Origin of the sequence: Microbispora amethystogenes (assembly GCF_016863015.1) — a bacterium.
GTDB lineage: Bacteria > Actinomycetota > Actinomycetes > Streptosporangiales > Streptosporangiaceae > Microbispora > Microbispora amethystogenes.
Genome location: NZ_BOOB01000004.1, coordinates 157,395 through 173,393, shown reverse-complemented (window position 1 = coordinate 173,393; position 15,999 = coordinate 157,395). Strand labels below are relative to the sequence as shown.

Sequence of the window (15,999 nt, the reverse complement as noted above, 5' to 3'; positions counted from 1 at the left end):
GCCATCCCTTGCCGGGGCTCGATTGGTTTGGACAAAGCTTAGAGCGCCACACCTCGTGGATTGAAGAGTCAAGGAGTCAGACTGGTGGCACCTCGCCATGCGCGTGGGGGAAGATGGGGTCCACTGTTTGTCGGACGAGGAGCGTCATGGGCGACATGGCCGATGGTGGGTACAGCGGTGGTCTGATCGATGTGACCGGTCTCAGCCTGGCCGAACTCGGACAGGTGGACAATCCGGCACTGTCGGAGGCCCTGCGCCGTCTGCTGGAAGAGGATGGTTCTGTTCCCTACGCCGGTTTTCAATCGGCTATTTGAGCATTCCGGCCGGGATAATCCGGCCCGTCCGCAAATCAATCGCCGGTCCGTTGCCGTCATCGTGGGTCATAATCGACTTAACTGGTGACTTTGCGGCGACCCCCGGGATGACGTGTGAACGATGCGGACTGGGAACGGCTGATCAAGCAGCTCCGCAGGGGTGACTGCACGCCGCTTCTCGGTGCGGGTTCCTGTTTCGGGCGGCTGCCCACCGGCGGTGAACTCAGCCGCCATTTCGCGCACGAGTATCGGTATCCGTTCGCCGACTCGGGCAACCTGGCCCGGGTGATGCAGTACGTCGCGCTTCTGGGCCGGGACTATGTCGAGCTCAAGCACGAGATCTGCGATTATCTGAAGCGGTATCCGGCCGGCGAGGCCACGAATGCGCTCGATCCGCACACGGTGCTCGCGCGATTTCCCATCACGACGTTCATCACCACCAACTACGACGATTTCATGACGCAGGCGCTGCAGCGGTCCGAAGCGGAGCCCAAGTCGCCGGAGACGTACACCTCGACCTGGTGGGACACGAAAGCGGACGACATCGAAGCGCTGGAGCCGACGTCCCGGCGGCCGCTGGTCTATCACCTCCACGGTCATTGGGACGACCCCGCGTCACTCGTGCTCACCGAGGACGACTACCTCGAATATCTGGTCAACATGGTCGACGCCCGCGCCTCCGGGGTGCGGCAGCCGCTGCCCACCCCCGTGCTCGCCGCGATGACCGCCAGGCCCCTGCTGTTCGTGGGCTACAGCCTGCAGGACTGGAACTTCCGGGTGCTCTTCCACGGCCTCATCCGGCCCGTTCCGCTCACGCGGAGGCGGCGGCACGTCAGCGTCCAGCTTCTGCCGGAGCTGAGCGGGACGGTCGCCGGCGCCGCGGGCAAGGCGCAGGAGTACCTGGAGCGCTACCTCGACGGCTGGAGCATCTCCATCTACATAGGGAGCACCGAGGACTTCTTCCAGGAGCTGCTGGACAGAATGAGGACGACATGACGGAGACCGCGCCTGTCCGCCCCTACGTGGGGCTGCGCCCGTACCAGCGCGACGAGAGCGCTCTGTTCCACGGTCGTGACCGCGAGGCGCGGGAGATCGCCACCCTGTGGCAGGCGGCCGGGCTGACCGTCCTCTACGGCGCGTCCGGAGTGGGCAAGACGTCGCTGCTCCAGGCGGGCGTGCTGCCCCGGCTCGATCCCGGCCGGGTCGACCTGCTGCCGGTCGCCAGGGTCCATCCCCGGCCCCGGCCGCCGGAAAGCAGCGGCAACCCGTACGTGGCGGCGCTGCTGTCCTGCTGGGCGCCCGAGCGGGACCCGCGCACGACGGCCGGCCTGACGGTGACGGAGTTCCTGCGGGCCCGGCCCGAGCGCACCGACGAGTACGGCGACCCGATGCCGATCCTCGCGGCCGTCGACCAGGCGGAGGAGATGTTCCAGGGCGGGCCGGCCGGGGAACGCGACCGGACCGAGCTGCTGGACCAGCTGACCACCGCCGTACAGGAGCACACCGGGCTGCACCTGCTGCTCTCGCTGCGGGAGGAGTACCTGTTCCTCGTCCTGCCGTACGAGCGGCCGTTCGGGCAGGGCTCGCGGGCCCGCTTCCACCTGCGGCCGTTCACCCCCGAGGCGGCCCGTGAGGCGGTGGCGCGGCCGCTCGGGCACACCGGCAGGACGATCACGCCCGCCGCCGCCGAACTGCTCGTGGACGACCTGCGTACGGCGGTCATCGTGGACGAGGCCGGCCATGAGTCGAAGGTCATGCTGGACACCGTCGAGCCGGTCCAGTTGCAGGTCGTCTGCGCGGCGCTCTGGGAGTCGCTCCCGCCCGGCGTCACCGAGATCACCGAACGGCACGCCCGCGCGTACGCCGACGTGGAGGAGTTCCTGTACGACTTCTGCAAACGGATGGTCGCCGAGGTGGCCGAGGAGTTCGACATGTCGCCGGGCGAGATCAAGTTCTGGTTGCGCAACACGTTCGTCACCGAGCACGGCACCCGCAACATGGTCTACGAGGGACTGCAGCAGACCCGCAGCATGCCCAACGCGGTGGCGCGGGCACTGGAGGACCGGCACATCCTGCGCGCCGAACACCGGCGGGGCATCCGGTGGTACGAGCTCGCCCACGACCGGCTCATCCGGCCGATCTCCCGCTCCGACTCCCCGGAGGCGTACCTGCGGGCGGCCCGCGCCGCGCTGGCCACCCGCAAGTGGGAGCAGGCCCGGCGGCTCGCCGGCGAGGCGGTGCGGGCCTCCGACCTCGGCGAGTCGTGGGTGCGGGCGGAGGCCGCCGAGATCCTCGCCGAGGTGGCCGTCGAGAACGGCGAGTACGAGACCGCGCGGCGATACTGCGAGGAGGCGGTCGAACTCTACGCCGAGCGCCAGCGGTTCGACGGCGTGGCGCGGATGCTCCGGGCCGACGGCCTGCTGTGGCTGCGCCAGGGGGACCACGTGAAGGCGATCGAGCGCATCACCGCCGCGCTGAGCTGGGCGCCCAATGACATGGCCGCTCACCTTGCCCTCGCCGAGGCGCTGGTCAGGGCGGGCACCCCCAAGGCCGCCGCGCAGGTGGTGACCGGCGTGCTCGATCGCCTGCCGCCCGACCTGCTCAAGCAGGCGAGGGAAATGCTCCGGCAGACGGCGTGATCTCACTATGCTGGGCACCCTTAGGAGCCCCAGCGTGGAGGCTGATCCGCGGTGCCCGAGTGGCCGTCGACTCTCGACGTGGATGCGCTGCTGGCGGACGGCTGGCGGCCCACCCCGTTCAGGCAGTTCATCCTGAAGATCCACAGCCGCTGCGACCTGGCGTGCTCCTACTGCTACGTGTACGAGATGGCCGACCAGACCTGGCGGAGCCGTCCCCGCCGGATGAGCCGCGACACCGTCGCGGCGACCGCCGCACGGATCGCCGAGCACGTGACGGCGCACGGCGTCGAGTCGGTGGAGGTGGTCCTGCACGGCGGTGAGCCGCTGCTGGCCGGGCCCGCGGAGATCGAGCACGCGGTCCGCACCCTGCGGGCCGCGGTGCCCGCCCGCGTCGACGTCCTGGCGCAGACCAACGCCACCCTTCTCGACGACGACTACCTGCGGGTCTTCGACGCGCTCGGCGTCGGCCTCGGGGTGAGCCTCGACGGGAGCCGTGACGCGCACGACCGGGTCCGCCGCACCGCCGACGGCCGCGGCAGCTACGACCGCACCGCCGCGGCGCTCACCCGGCTGACCTCTCCGGCGTTCCGGCACCTGTTCCGCGGGCTGCTGTGCACCGTCGACCTGTGCAACGACCCCGCCGAGACGTACGAGGCGCTGTGCGGCTTCGGCCCGCCGGCCGTCGACTTCCTGCTGCCGCACGGCAACTGGTCCGCCCCGCCGCCCGGCCGTACGGCCGGCCTGCCGGCCACGCCGTACGCCGACTGGCTCGGCGCGGTCTTCGACCGCTGGTACGCCGCGCCCGGCCGGGCTCCGCGCGTGCGGCTGTTCGGCGAGATCATCCATCTGCTGCTCGGCGGGTGGTCCGCCTCCGAGCAGGTCGGCCTGTCCCCGGCGGCCATGGTGGTCGTCGAGACCGACGGAGAGATCGAGCAGTCGGATCTGCTCAAGTCGGCGTACGAGGGCGCGGGGAACACCGGCCTGCACGTGGCCACGCACTCCTTCGACGACCTGCTGCTGCTCCCCGGCACCGCCGCCCGGCAGATCGGGGCGCTCGCGCTCGCCGCCGAATGCGCCGGCTGCCCGGTCGGCGGGATCTGCGGCGGCGGCCTCTACGCCCATCGCTATCGGCACGGCAGCGGTTTCCAGAACCCCTCGGTCTACTGTCCCGACCTGCTGGCGCTCATCCGCCGGATCGGGGCCGCCGTCCAGGCCGACCTGTCGGCCCGTCCCAAGGAACCTCGATGATCTCACCGCAGCTGACAGAGCACCGGATCCCGGCCGACGCGTTCGACGAACTCGCCGGGGGCGCGGGGGGCGCCCCGGCGGTCGGCCGCCTGGTCGCGGCCCAGTACAGCAAGCACCTGCTGCTCGTACGGGGAGTGCTGGACGCGGCGCGGCGGGCCGGGCACGCGCGGTGGGCCGCCGCGCGCCGCGCCTACGACCTGCTGGCGGCCGTCCAGGCGCACCACCCCGAGGCGGTGGCCGCGGTGCTGCGCCATCCGTCGGTGGGGGCGTGGGCCCGGCACGCGGTCGCCACCGGCGAGGGGATCGAGCGGTTCGCGTCCCTCGCCGCCGCCGCGGTGGTCAGGGCCGGTGTGACGTGCGAGGTCGACGTCCCGGTGACCGGCGGAGTGGTCACGCTCCCCTCGCTGGGCCAGGTCACCCTGCCCGCCGAGAGCGCGGCCCGGACCGCCACCGCGACCGTCCACTCCGCTCCCGGCGGAGCCGAGGTCGGCGTGGACGGCCTCGCCGTGCGGATCGGGGGAGCGGAGCCGGGATGGACGGGCCTGCGGTCGCTGTCCGCCGAAAGCGACGGCCGGCGGCTCCGGGTGCTCGTGGACGACCTCGACCCGCACCGGATGCCCGGCTCGGGCAACCTGGGCGGCCGTCTGAGCGAGCCGGAGGCGGAGCGCTGGCGGGGCGTGCTCCAGGAGGCGTGGGACCTGCTGGCCCGCAACCATCCCCGGGTGGCCGACGAGGTCGCCGCGGCGATCACCGTCTTCACCCCGCTCGCGCCGCCGGAGCGCGGCCTGTCCAGCGCGACCTCCCGGGAGACGTTCGGCTGCGTCGCGCTGTCCACGCCCCCCGACGCGCAGACGCTGGCGGTCACGCTCGCCCACGAGACGCAGCACGCCAAGCTGTCCGCGCTGCTCGACATCGTGCCGCTCACCCGGCCCGACGACGGCGCCCGCTACTACGCCCCCTGGCGCGACGACCCCCGGCCGGCCGGCGGCCTGCTGCAGGGCGCGTACGCGTTCCTCGGCGTCGCGGGCTTCTGGCGGCGGCAGCGGCACCACGAGAGCGGTGCGGACGCGGTGAGCGCCGCGGCCGAGTTCGCCCGGTGGCGTGAGGCGGCCCGCGTGGTGTCGGGCACCCTCCTCACGAGCGGCAGCCTGACCGCGCCCGGCGAGCGGTTCGTCGCCCGGATGGCGCGGCGGCTCGACGAGTGGCGCCGCGAGCCGGTCCCGGCCGCCGCGGCGACGATCGCCAGGGAGGCCGCCGACCGGCACCTCACGTCGTGGCGCGAGCGCAACGGCGCGCTTCCCGCCCCGGCGGCCCCGGTCGCCTGACCCACCGGCGACAGCCGTCCGGCCACGTCGTCGGCGGACGATGCGCCGGGTGATCCTCCGGCCGGTGGGATGCGACCGATCAGCGGGGAGAAGCGGGCCCTGGCCCGTACCTGACCCCGGTGCCGCCACGCGCGTCCCCGATCTTCTCCAGGATCTGACGTGCGCGCAGGTCGTCGAGCATGTCACGCGCGGTGTACACCTGGACGTCGAAGAGGCGCTGCAGGGTGCGGTTCGTCACGAAGCCGTACTCGCGAACGTGATCGATGATCTTCTGGTCCGTGCCGTCCACGCCCCGGCGTCGATAGGCGACCGCCCGAGACATCGCGGCCACTGTTTCGGCCCGCAGACGATAAGTCGGGAAGGTTTCCTGACGGTACGTCTGCTCGGCTCCAGCAGGGCGAACTCCTCCGCCATCCGCGAAAGCACTTCCTGGGCCTCCGCCGGAGGGTGCGAGCAGGGCGAAGGCGACCTTGTGCACTGATGCCAACTGAGAGTGCGTCACTACCGGACGTTTTCTGAGTTGGCTCTCAGTGAGCCGCCGGGCCCGGCGGGGCTACTTCTTGCAGATGTTCTGGGTCGCGGTGCGGGCCGAGGGGGTCGCCACGGGCGCGGAGGCGGGGGAACCCGCGGCGGAGGCCGTGGGCGCCGCCGTCACGGTCACCTTCTTCACGTCGTGGTTCTTCTGGCCCACGACCACCTCGATGCCGGTCACGTCCGGCTGCTCGCGCAGTTCGGCGCCCGGGATCGCGGCGGCCACCGTACGGGCCGAGTCCTCACGGCCGGGCGGGTAGCGGACGACCGTGTTCGCGAAGTCGCGCCGGGCCGTGTCGCCGGGAGCCGACGGCACCATGAACCCCGCCTCGACGAGCTTGGTCTTCGTGGCCGCGCCGAGGCCTTGGATGAGCGTGCCGTTGAGCACCTTGACCGAGATCCGCGCGGGCGGGATGGTCAGGGCCCCCGGCGAGGCCGAGGCCGCGGGGCTGCTCGATGGAGACGCCGACGGCTTCGCGGACGCGGACGCCTTCGCCGGCGGCTCCACGAGGGGCTGGTCGGCGTCGAGCCGCCGGAACAGCTCACGGGCGGCCGGCTTGTCCCACAGCACCGCCGACTCGCCCGTGGGCGAGCGGTAGTTCACGTCGGCCAGCGGCACGGTCGCGAACGCCACGTCGTCGGTCGAGACGTCCCTGAACTGGCTGACCATGCCGAGCAGGTCCTTCTGCAGGGCGGGGTCCACCGTGATCGTCCTGAACGTGGAGTCGAGGAACCCGGCCAGCTTGGCCGGGTTGGCCAGCGTGCCGCCGCTCAGGGCCTTGTCGAGCAACGCCGAGATGACCTGCTGCTGCCGGTCGATGCGGTCGAGGTCCGACCGGGCCGTCGCCCTGGTGCGGGCGTACGCGAGCGCGTTGACCCCGTCCAGGGTGTACGTCCCCGGCCGCAGGTCGAGCTTCGTCTTGGGGTCGTCGATGGCCACCGGCGTGCAGACGGTGACGCCGCCGAGCGACTCCACCACGCCGATGAACCCGAGCACGTTCACCTCGACGTAGTGGTTGATGCGCAGCCCGGTCACCTGCTCCACCGTCTTGACGGTCAGCTTCGGCCCGCCGAACTGGTACGCAGAGTTGATCTTGTGGTCGCCCTTGCCGGGGATCGTCGTCCAGGTGTCCCTCGGCAGGCTGACGACGGTGACCCTGCTGTGGTCCTCCGACAGGTGGAGCACCATCATCGTGTCGGTGCGCTCGCCGACGTCGCGGCCGAGGTGGAGCTGGACCTGCTGGCGCCTGCTCAGGTCGTCGCGCTTGTCCACGCCGACGAGCAGGATGTTCATCGCGCCCCGCGACGTGGTCTCGCTCGTGCCCGCCTCCACGGACCGGATGCGGCCGGAGGCGAAGTTGGGCACCGTCCACAGCACACCCGAGCCGACCAGCACGATTCCGGAGAGCGCGCCCGAGATGACCAGGGATCGGAGGTTGGTCCCGCGGCGGCGGGCGCGCTGCGGCGCCAGCCGCACTCCGCCGTACCCGTCGCCCCCTATGCGGACGCCGGAGTCCTCCTGATCCTCGCCGGGCATTCCCGTCCTCCGGTTGCCGTCTCCACCCCTCCGTACAGTAGCGTGAGCGCCGCCATGAAGCCCTTTCCCGACTCGCGACAGTCGAGCCAGAATCCCGCGCGGAACTGGCCGCCGGTATCGGTGATCATGCCGGTGCTGAACGAGGAGCGGCACCTGCGCGACGCCGTCCGGCAGGTCCTCGAACAGGACTACGAGGGCCCGCTCGAGGTGGTCATCAGTGTGGGCCCGTCCCACGACCGCACCCAGGAGGTGGCCGACGCCATCGCGGCCGAGGACCGCCGCGTCGTCGTCGTGCCGAACCCCACGGGCCGCACGCCCAACGCGCTGAACGCCGCGATCGCCGCGTCCCGCAACCCGATCATCGCGCGGGTGGACGGGCACGCGATCCTGCCCCGCGACTACCTCCGTACGGCGGTCGAGACGCTGGAGCAGACCGGCGCCGACAACGTCGGCGGCATCATGGCCGCCGAGGGGATCACGCCGTTCGAGCAGGCGGTGGCCTGCGCCATGACCTCGAAGATCGGCGTGGGCAACGCCCGGTTCCACACGGGTGGCGAGGCCGGCCCGGCCGACACCGTCTACCTGGGTGTCTTCCGCCGCAGCGCGCTCGACCGGGTGGGCGGCTACGACGAGCACTTCCTGCGCGCGCAGGACTGGGAGATGAACCACCGCATCCGGGAGACCGGCGGGCTGGTGTGGTTCCAGCCGAGGATGCGCGTCACGTATCGGCCCCGGCCCAACGTGCGCGCCCTGGCCAAGCAGTACTTCCACTACGGCCGCTGGCGGCGGGTCGTCTCCCGCACCCACCAGGGCACGATCAACCTGCGTTATCTCGCCCCGCCCGCCGCCGTCGCGGCGATGGCGCTGGGCCTGGTGATCTCGCCCGTGTTCTGGCCCGGCCTGCTCGTCCCGGCGGGCTATCTCGCGGCGATCGTCGCGGGCTCGGTCCTCACCGGCCGCCACCTGCCGCCCGCCGCACTCGTACGCCTCCCCGTGGTGTACGCGGCCATGCACGTCTCGTGGGGGACAGGCTTCCTGACCAGCCCCCCGAAGCTCAGCAAGCCCCGTCCCAAGCCGGAACGGGCGAGCCTAGACGACCTTTTCGAAGACTGAGGTGTCCAGCGTGTAGCCGATCGGGTGGGGGACGAGGATCTCCCGCCCGAACGGCACCGTCGAGGTCACCTGGTACCGCCCCTCCTTCGGGTCGCTGAAAACCGTGACCGACGCCGGCGTCGTCAGCGGATCCACGAGCAGGAACACCGGGACCCCGCCCCGCGCGTAGATCTCGGGCTTCTTGCCCCGGTCGTCCTCCGCGCTTCCCTTCGACACCACCTCGGCCACCAGCATCAGTCCCGATGAGAGCAGCTCACGCCGTTCCCACTGCGGGCAGTCCGGCGGTGCGAGCACGAGATCGGGTATGACCGGTTCGTGTGTCCCGTCGAGGCACACGCCCACGTTTCCCGTCCACGCCTGCCATCGGCGTTCGTCCTGCAGCGGCAGGAACGCCTCGAACAACAGCATCGCGGCCGATGCGTGTTCGAGAGCGTCCCGTCGGCGTGCGACCAGTCGTCCATCGATGACTTCGACCAGCAGGCCGGGCAGTGGGGGCAGCGCGTCGAACAGCTCCCGAGGTGTCCTGGGGAGAGGCTGGCCGGGCGCTGGCGCCAGAGCGGGTGTCCCAGGGTCCGTGATGCTCACATCCATGTGACTGAATGTAGTGACCCGGAAGCCTTCCGTAGGTGGTGTTCAGTCGTGGGCGGAGGGGGCGAGGGCTTCGAGGCCGAGGAAGCGGGCGCGTTCCTCGGCGCGGGCGGCGGCCCGCCGTACGGCGTCCTCGAAGCGGGCCAGCGGGTCCGGATGGTCGGGGCCGAGCAGGTAGCCCCGCAGGGCGCGGCGGGCGCCGGCCCTCTCGTCCTCTCCTGGAGCGTCCAGCCGGCGCAGGATGCCCGGCAGCTCCGCCAGGTCGGGGCCGAGCAGGTAGGCCGCCCCGGCGGCCGGGTAGCGCTCGCGGAAGCGGTCCTCTGACAGGGCGGCCACGTTCGTCACGATGTACGGCTTGCCGCTGGCGACGAAGTCCGACACCACGCTGGAGATGTCGGAGATCAGCACGTCGGCCTCGTTGAAGCAGTCGTACAGCGACGGCTCCCGGCCGGTCACGGCCACGTGGGGGATGCCCGCCCGCTCGCCCAGCAGCGCCATGATCCGCCGGTGGGCCGTACGGGCCGCCGGGGACCGGTGGCCGGTCAGCGGGTGGGGCTTGTAGATCACCCGCACCGGCTGCTCCAGCAGCGCGCGCACGATGGCGGGCCCCATCGCGACGAGCGAGCTGTGGAACACGTCGTCGCTCCACCCCTCCCACGTCGGGGCGTACAGGATGGTCTGGTACGGCGCCGTGCCCTCCGTGTGCGGGCCGGTGCGCCGGATCCCGGCGAGCTGCGGGCGGCCCACCTCCTCGACGGCCTCGTCCCGCACGCCCACCTGGGCGCGCAGGTAACGGTCGCGCCCGGCGGGCCCGGCCACCCAGACCTCGTCGTACACCTTCGTGTACGGATTGAACGACGCCTCCTTGTCGCTGTCGCCGTGGCCGATGAACACGCTGCGGACGCCCGGCACCCGCAGCATGTGGATGTTGTTGCCGACGTTGGCGGGAAACAGCGCGACGCGGACGCCGTCCAGCGCGCGGAAGTTCATGAGGTCCACCGACGAGGGGATGCACACCACCGGCAGCGTCGTCGGGCCGAGGGCCGTGGCGAGCGACCGCTCGCGCAGCACCACCAGCGTCCTCGGCCTGATCCGCTCCAGCGTGCCCAGCCACATCGTGGCCTGGTACGCGGCCGTGGCCGGGCCGGAGAAGTACATGACGACCTCGGGCCGGTAGGCGGCCACCCACTCGTCCACGGCCGACAGGACGCGCCGCCGGTCGCCCAGGTGGGCGGCCCGACGGGTGTGGACCAGCAGCGTGGCGGTGACGACGGCCTCCAGCGCCACGGCCGCGGCGGCGCCCGCGGCACCCACCCAGCCGAGACCGGACGGCGTCAGGGCCGCCGCCGGCACGATCGCCAGCGCGTCGAGGTAGAGCGGGCGGGTGCCGCGCCAGGCGAGCAGCGCGCGGGGCGGCGCCGGCGGGATCGGCGGCGCGGTCAGACGGATGTTGCGCGTCACCACCGGCATCTGGTGGTGGACGCGGTCGAGCCGGCAGGCGAGCCAGGTCTGCGCGGCCCGCACGCCGTGGAACAGGAACAACCCCGTCGCCAGCGCGGCGTACCACCACGGCCGTCCCGGCGCCATCCGCGCCAGCAGCACCACGGCGGCGGTCTCCCGCGCCAGGAAGCGGACCGTGGCTCCCAGATGGGCCCGGCTGAGCGCCGCCGCCGCCCGGCCGGGCAGCGCCGCCTCCGCGGCGTACGACAGCGGCGCCAGCACCGCGAAGGTCGCGGGCAGCGGCCAGACGGCCGCCGCGAGCAGGGCCGGGTACGACGCGAGCGTCAGCGCGGTGAGCAGCCCTCTGTGGCCCCCGGCAAGCCTCCGCAGGCCCCGGCGCCTTCCGGCGACCAGGGCCAGGCGGCGTGCGAGCGGCGTGAGCCGCGCCTCGGAGGCCGTGCGCCCCCTGATGTTTCCCCCCATGGGCGAGCGCCCGTCCCTCCGTACGTGGTTGCGGTCATCGGCTGAGCCGCACGTCCACGACCTGTCCCGTGAGGCGGGACAGCAGCACGTCGAGGCTGGTGCGGGCGACGGCGGCGGGGGAGAGAAGCGTTCCGGCGGGTTCGTCGCCGAACGCGCGCAGCCGCATGGGGGTGGCGGTGCGCTCGGGGTTGACGCAGTTGACGCGGACACCCTGGCAGGCCCACTCGTCGGCGAGTGCCTGGGTGAGGTTGACGACGGCGGCCTTGGTGGAGGAGTACAGGCTGTAGTCGGCCCGGCCGCGCGTGTAGGACGAGGACGTGTAGAGCAGCAGGTGGCCGTGGGTTTCCATCAGGTATTTCACCGAGGCGCGGGCGATGTTGACCGGGCCGAGGTAGTTGACGCCGATGGTCTCCTCGATCGTGTGCTGCCCGGCCTCGCCGAGCCTGCCCATGTGCAGCACGCCCGCCGTGTTGACGACGTGGTCGATCCGGCCGGTCGCGGCGTACACGCGGGCCAGGGCGTCCTCGACGGCGGCGGCGTCCTCGACACGCACGCCGTTCTCGCTGCGGGAGAAGGAGTGGACGCTCGCGCCGTAGCCCCGGGCGAGCGTGACGATGTCCGCGCCGATGCCGTAGCTGCCGCCGAAGACGACGAGCGTGCGGCCCTCCAGTCCGGCGCGGTACTGCTCGTCGGTCAGCGCGGGAGCGGTGTTCTCGGCGAGCTGGAAGAGCTTGTCGGCCAGATAGACGTCGACCGGGTGGGTGACCTTCATGTTGCGCTCGCTGCCGGGCACGATGTAGATCGGCACGTCGGGCAGGTAGCGCAGCACCACGCCGCAGTCGTCGGTCGTCGGCAGGGAGGGGAACTCGGGGTCGGCCAGGGCGCGCTCGTACGCAGCCCGGATCACCGACAGCCGGAAGCACTGCGGGGTCTGCCCGCGGCGCAGCCGGGAGCGGTCGGGGATGTCGCGGATGATCTCGCCGCGCGGGCCGGGGGCGGCCACGACGATCGTGTCGGAGGACGGGATCGCCACCTCGACCGCCTCGTAGCGGCCGAGGGCCGCCACGCACTCGCTGATGACGCGCGGCTCGATCAGCGGCCGGACCGCGTCGTGCAGCAGCACGTCGCACTCCCGCTCGCCCAGCGCGGACAGGGCCCGCCAGGTCGTCTCGGTACGGCTCGCGCCTCCTTCGAGCACCCGGGAGACCTTCGTGTAGCCGTTCCGCCTGACGAGCTCCTCGGCGTCCGGGACGAAGCCGGGGGTCATCAGGACGATCACCTCGTCGATCTCCGGATGGCCGTCGAACACGTCGAGGGTGTGCTCCAGGATCGTCTTTCCGGCGATCTTCAGAAGCTGTTTCGGTGTGTTCAGCCCCACGCGCTGGCCGACGCCGCCGGCCAGCACGACCCCCACCCTGCGCAGACGCGATTCCGCGATCATGATGTCCTCCCCGACAGCAGACCATACCCGTGCCGGAAGCCGCAGAAGGTGATTGCCACCTAGTGATCACTCGGTTACTTTGCGAGGTGAGCACGTGCGGCCGACGTGAAACGGGTTTCCATATGGGGGCGGATCCGAGCAAGCCCGGTACGGTACGGGACACACAGACGGTGGCGGTCGTCCTCGCGACCTCGCCGGCCGCCGGGCTGCCCTGCTCCGACGGCGCCCGGTCGGAGGGCAGCCTCCTGGAGCGGCTCGTCGCCCAGCTGCTCACCCTGCCGGTCCGCGAGGTGGTGGTCGTGGTGAGAAGCCAGGACGGCTGGGAGGGCGAGCGAAGACAGATCGCGGCGGGCGGTCCGGGGCCGCAGGCCGCGGGCGGGCGGCGGCCGGGTCCGGCGGGCGGGCCGGAACGGGAGATCGAGAGCGGTCCGCGGCACCAGATCTGCGTGAGCGACGGCCTCGCCGAGGACCTGCGGATCGTGGCCAAGGCGGCCCGCGCCTCGACCTCCCCGGTGGCCGTGCTGGCCGCCGACGTCGTCGCGCACACCGACGCGCTGGCCCTGCTGCTCGAACATCCCGCCCGCCCGACCGGCGCGATCGTCGCCAGCGGCGACCCCGCCCCGCTGCGGCCGCCCGTGCGGACGGAGTGGGGCCGCGTCGTGTCGGCGGGCACCTCCTTCCACGAGGTCGAGTGGGCCAACGGCACCTTCCGCGGCGTCCTGCAGGTCGGGGAGGCACACCTCGCCGGGCTCGCCGACCTGGCCGAGGAGCTGGCCGACCTCGCCCAGCGCCGCCACCTCGGGCGGGTGGGCGACACCGAGGTGCCCGAGCTGCTGCTCACCGGGCTCGCCCGGGCGGGCGTCCCGGTGCACGCCGTCACGCCGGGCGCGCTGCACTGCGGGCGGGTCGCGACCCGCCCGGCCGCCGAGCGGGCGGTGCGCGAGCTCGCCGACGTCGACGAGCCGCGGGCCCGCCTGGAGGCCGCCGTGAAGAGCGGAGACGGCTTCTTCACGACCTTCTGCGTCAGCTCGTGGTCCCGCCACCTGATCCGGCCGGCCGTACGGCTCGGCCTGACGCCCAACTCGATCACCGGCGTCTCGGTCGCGTTCGCGCTCATCGCCGCCGTCTGGTTCTCCGACGGGCACCGGGCGGGGCTCGTCGTGGGGGCCGTCGCGCTCTATCTGTCGTTCGTGCTCGACTGCCTGGACGGCCAGGTCGCGCGGTACACGCGCCGGTTCTCCCCGCTCGGCGGCTGGCTCGACGCCATCTGCGACCGGATCAAGGAGTACGTGGTCTACGTCGGGCTGGTGCTCGGGTACACCTCCGGCCCGGAGGGGTCCTGGCAGATCTGGGCCCTGGCCGTGGCCGCGCTGATTCTGCAGACGATCCGGCACATGGTCGACTTCGCGTACGCCGGATCGCTGGCGGACCGGGCGCGGGCGGCGAGCCTGCGGGCGGCGGCCCCGCGTTCGATGGCGGTGCCCTGGGACGAAGCTCCGGCGGCGGCCGCGGCCTCGGGCACCGGGTCGGTGCTGGCGCTGTCGCGGCGGCTCGACCGGGGTGTGGCCTACTGGCTGAAGAAGATGATCGTCCTGCCGATCGGGGAGCGGACCGCCCTGATCTGCGTCACGGCGGCGCTGTTCGACGCGCGGGTGACGTTCCTCGCGCTGCTCGGCTGGGGCGGGGTGGCGCTGGTCTACACGGCCGCCGGGCGGATGGCGAGGTCCTTCGCATGAGCGAGCGTAGCGAGCGAATCAGTGAACACAGCGCCTGGCGAGGTGCCGAGTCGCGTGCCTCCGGCACGACCGGACTCCGAGCCGAAGGCGAGGAGGTGGCATGAGTCGTCCCGGTAATGACGCCGCCCACGACGCCGCTCGGGAGGGCTCCGACGTGATCTCCGTCCACATGACCCCCGTGCCGCGCAGCGTCGTGGTCGCCCAGCGCGACGACGGCCCGCTGTCGCGGGCGATGGGGCTGCTCGTCGCCGGGCAGCTGCCGCCCCTGCCGCCCGCGCTCGCCGGGGCGTTCGTGACCGCCGTGCTGCTGGTCCTCGGCATCGCCGGGGCGGACGACTTCGCGGTCTTCGCGCCCGCGATCGCCCTGCTGCTCGCCGGGGCGGGCAGCGCGCACCGGCACGACGGGCGGCTCGACTGGCTGGCGCCCCCGATCCTGCGCATCACGGAGTACGGCTTCGTCGCCTCGGCCGGGTTCGCCCGCTCGGTGCCGCCCGTGATCACCTTCGCGCTGCTCGGCGCGATGGCCTTCCACCACTACGACATCGTCTACCGGGTGCGTCAGCACGTGTATCCGCCGCCGTGGCTGGCCACGGCCGGGCTCGGCTGGGACGGCCGGATGCTGGTCGTCGCCCTGGCCGGACTGCTGGATATGGTGGCTCCCGCGTTCGTCCTGCTCGCGCTCTACCTGTGGGGACTGTTCGGCTGGGAGAGCCTGACCTGCTGGCTGGCCGCCCCCCGCACGCCCGACCAGGCGGTGGAACCGGCTCCCCAGGATTAACGTCAGACCAACGGCGGATTACCCAAGTGCGGCCCCGGGCCAACTAACCTTTGGGTTTACTGTCTGACGCTCGACCTCAAGGAGTGCGGGAAATTGCTCGGAATGGTGCTGGCCGCCGGAGCCGGACGTCGCCTGCGGCCGTACACCGACACGCTGCCCAAGGCGCTGGTGCCGGTCGACGGTGAGACCACGATCCTCGACATCGCCCTGCGCAACCTGGCGGCCGTGGACCTGCGCGAGGTCGTGGTCATCGTCGGCTACCAGGCCCAGGCCGTACAGGAGCGCCAGGCCGACCTGGAGCGCCGCCACGGCGTGTCGCTGACGCTGGTGCACAACGACAAGGCCGAGGAGTGGAACAACGCCTACTCGCTGTGGTGCGCGCGTGACCACTTCTCGCGGGGCGCGCTGCTGGTCAACGGCGACACCGTCCACCCGGTCTCGGTGGAGCAGACTCTCCTCGCCGCCGAGGACACCTCCGACATCCTGCTCGCCGTGGACGACGTGAAGTCCCTGGCCGAGGAGGAGATGAAGGTCACACTGGAGGACGGCCGGCTCAAGCGGATCACCAAGCTGATGGACCCCGCCGAGGCGTACGGCGAGTACATCGGCGCCACGCTGATCCGGCCCGGCGCGGCCGAGCGGCTCGCCGACGCGTTGCGGGCCACCTTCGAGCGGGACCCCCAGCTCTACTACGAGGACGGCTACCAGGAGATGGTCCGGCGCGGGGAGACCATCTCCGTGGCGCCGATCGGGAAGGTCGACTGGGTCGAGGTGGACAACCACGACGACCTGGCGAAGGCCCGTGAGATCGCGTGCCGTTACTGAG

14 protein-coding genes are annotated in these 15,999 nt (G+C 72.2%); 9 read left to right on the top strand and 5 right to left on the bottom strand.

The features are described 5' to 3' along the window. Positions 1-146 precede the first annotated feature (146 nt). The 5 genes from fxsA (at position 147) to Mam01_RS03870 (ending at position 5,526) form a co-directional block, all read left to right on the top strand. Entirely contained in the window at positions 147-314 is a 168-nt protein-coding gene (gene fxsA / locus Mam01_RS03890) for an FxSxx-COOH cyclophane-containing RiPP peptide (protein ID WP_204284097.1), read from the top strand. A gap of 114 nt (positions 315-428) precedes the next feature. Continuing rightward, positions 429-1,310 carry an SIR2 family NAD-dependent protein deacylase gene (locus tag Mam01_RS03885; protein WP_204284096.1) on the top strand — a complete coding sequence of 294 codons (882 nt, stop codon included), beginning with the start codon at positions 429-431 and terminating at the stop codon, positions 1,308-1,310. Beyond that, complete coding sequence (locus Mam01_RS03880) at positions 1,307-2,953, top strand: nSTAND1 domain-containing NTPase (protein ID WP_204284095.1); 1,647 nt, start codon at positions 1,307-1,309, stop codon at positions 2,951-2,953. Before Mam01_RS03885 ends, Mam01_RS03880 begins: the two co-directional genes overlap by 4 nt. Before the next feature lie 78 nt (positions 2,954-3,031). Then, positions 3,032-4,201: an FxsB family cyclophane-forming radical SAM/SPASM peptide maturase gene (locus tag Mam01_RS03875; RefSeq protein ID WP_239101018.1), complete on the top strand. Its 1,170-nt coding sequence runs from the start codon at positions 3,032-3,034 to the stop codon at positions 4,199-4,201. Further along, on the top strand, positions 4,198-5,526 hold the full coding sequence (locus Mam01_RS03870) for an HEXXH motif domain-containing protein (RefSeq protein WP_204284093.1): 1,329 nt from the start codon (positions 4,198-4,200) through the stop codon (positions 5,524-5,526). The genes Mam01_RS03875 and Mam01_RS03870 overlap by 4 nt, the downstream gene beginning before the upstream one ends. A gap of 79 nt (positions 5,527-5,605) precedes the next feature. On the opposite strand, the gene Mam01_RS03865 is transcribed toward Mam01_RS03870, so the two are convergent. Next, on the bottom strand, positions 5,606-5,848 hold the full coding sequence (locus Mam01_RS03865) for a hypothetical protein (protein ID WP_204284092.1): 243 nt from the start codon (positions 5,846-5,848) through the stop codon (positions 5,606-5,608). Between the two features lie 231 nt (positions 5,849-6,079). After that, positions 6,080-7,594 carry an LCP family protein gene (locus Mam01_RS03860; RefSeq protein ID WP_204284091.1) on the bottom strand — a complete coding sequence of 505 codons (1,515 nt, stop codon included), beginning with the start codon at positions 7,592-7,594 and terminating at the stop codon, positions 6,080-6,082. 54 nt (positions 7,595-7,648) lie between these two features. Here Mam01_RS03860 and Mam01_RS03855 point away from each other — a divergent pair, with 54 nt between their 5' ends. Further along, positions 7,649-8,707, top strand: coding sequence for a glycosyltransferase family 2 protein (locus Mam01_RS03855; protein WP_204284090.1), 1,059 nt, complete (start codon positions 7,649-7,651; stop codon positions 8,705-8,707). Here Mam01_RS03855 and Mam01_RS03850 read toward each other — a convergent pair. Genes Mam01_RS03850 through Mam01_RS03840 form a run of 3 tightly spaced genes read right to left on the bottom strand, consistent with a single transcriptional unit; the run spans position 8,684 to position 12,659 of the window. Continuing rightward, complete coding sequence (locus Mam01_RS03850) at positions 8,684-9,298, bottom strand: Uma2 family endonuclease (RefSeq protein WP_204284089.1); 615 nt, start codon at positions 9,296-9,298, stop codon at positions 8,684-8,686. The two genes, Mam01_RS03855 and Mam01_RS03850, sit on opposite strands and share 24 nt — an antisense overlap. 42 nt (positions 9,299-9,340) lie before the next feature. Next, positions 9,341-11,218 (bottom strand): CDP-glycerol glycerophosphotransferase family protein, encoded by a 1,878-nt coding sequence (locus Mam01_RS03845; protein ID WP_204284088.1) that lies wholly within the window; start codon positions 11,216-11,218, stop codon positions 9,341-9,343. Positions 11,219-11,252: 34 nt separating this feature from the next. Next, positions 11,253-12,659, bottom strand: a complete 1,407-nt coding sequence (locus tag Mam01_RS03840; protein ID WP_204284087.1) for a bifunctional cytidylyltransferase/SDR family oxidoreductase — start codon at positions 12,657-12,659, stop codon at positions 11,253-11,255. A 170-nt stretch (positions 12,660-12,829) separates the two neighbouring features. On the opposite strand from Mam01_RS03840, the gene Mam01_RS03835 reads away from it, so the two are divergent. The 3 genes from Mam01_RS03835 to Mam01_RS03825 all read left to right on the top strand — a co-directional run bounded on the left by Mam01_RS03835 (position 12,830) and on the right by Mam01_RS03825 (position 15,998). Further along, entirely contained in the window at positions 12,830-14,395 is a 1,566-nt protein-coding gene (locus Mam01_RS03835) for a CDP-alcohol phosphatidyltransferase family protein (protein ID WP_239101017.1), read from the top strand. A gap of 100 nt (positions 14,396-14,495) precedes the next feature. Next, the gene (locus Mam01_RS03830) at positions 14,496-15,173 is read left to right on the top strand and encodes a DUF5941 domain-containing protein (RefSeq protein WP_239101016.1); all 678 of its coding nucleotides are present in this window, start codon (positions 14,496-14,498) and stop codon (positions 15,171-15,173) included. Between the two features lie 93 nt (positions 15,174-15,266). Next, positions 15,267-15,998: a phosphocholine cytidylyltransferase family protein gene (locus tag Mam01_RS03825; protein WP_204284085.1), complete on the top strand. Its 732-nt coding sequence runs from the start codon at positions 15,267-15,269 to the stop codon at positions 15,996-15,998. Position 15,999: the final 1 nt, after the last annotated feature.

What these genes read in the sequence shown, in the direction of transcription:
- fxsA (WP_204284097.1), top strand. Translation starts at nt 147, where the DNA reads ATGGGCGACATGGCCGATGGTGGGTACAGCGGTGGTCTGATCGATGTG.
- Mam01_RS03880 (WP_204284095.1), top strand. Translation starts at nt 1,307, where the DNA reads ATGACGGAGACCGCGCCTGTCCGCCCCTACGTGGGGCTGCGCCCGTAC.
- Mam01_RS03870 (WP_204284093.1), top strand. Translation starts at nt 4,198, where the DNA reads ATGATCTCACCGCAGCTGACAGAGCACCGGATCCCGGCCGACGCGTTC.
- Mam01_RS03865 (WP_204284092.1), bottom strand. Translation starts at nt 5,848, where the DNA reads ATGTCTCGGGCGGTCGCCTATCGACGCCGGGGCGTGGACGGCACGGAC.
- Mam01_RS03860 (WP_204284091.1), bottom strand. Translation starts at nt 7,594, where the DNA reads ATGCCCGGCGAGGATCAGGAGGACTCCGGCGTCCGCATAGGGGGCGAC.
- Mam01_RS03855 (WP_204284090.1), top strand. Translation starts at nt 7,649, where the DNA reads ATGAAGCCCTTTCCCGACTCGCGACAGTCGAGCCAGAATCCCGCGCGG.
- Mam01_RS03850 (WP_204284089.1), bottom strand. Translation starts at nt 9,298, where the DNA reads ATGGATGTGAGCATCACGGACCCTGGGACACCCGCTCTGGCGCCAGCG.
- Mam01_RS03845 (WP_204284088.1), bottom strand. Translation starts at nt 11,218, where the DNA reads ATGGGGGGAAACATCAGGGGGCGCACGGCCTCCGAGGCGCGGCTCACG.
- Mam01_RS03840 (WP_204284087.1), bottom strand. Translation starts at nt 12,659, where the DNA reads ATGATCGCGGAATCGCGTCTGCGCAGGGTGGGGGTCGTGCTGGCCGGC.
- Mam01_RS03830 (WP_239101016.1), top strand. Translation starts at nt 14,496, where the DNA reads ATGAGTCGTCCCGGTAATGACGCCGCCCACGACGCCGCTCGGGAGGGC.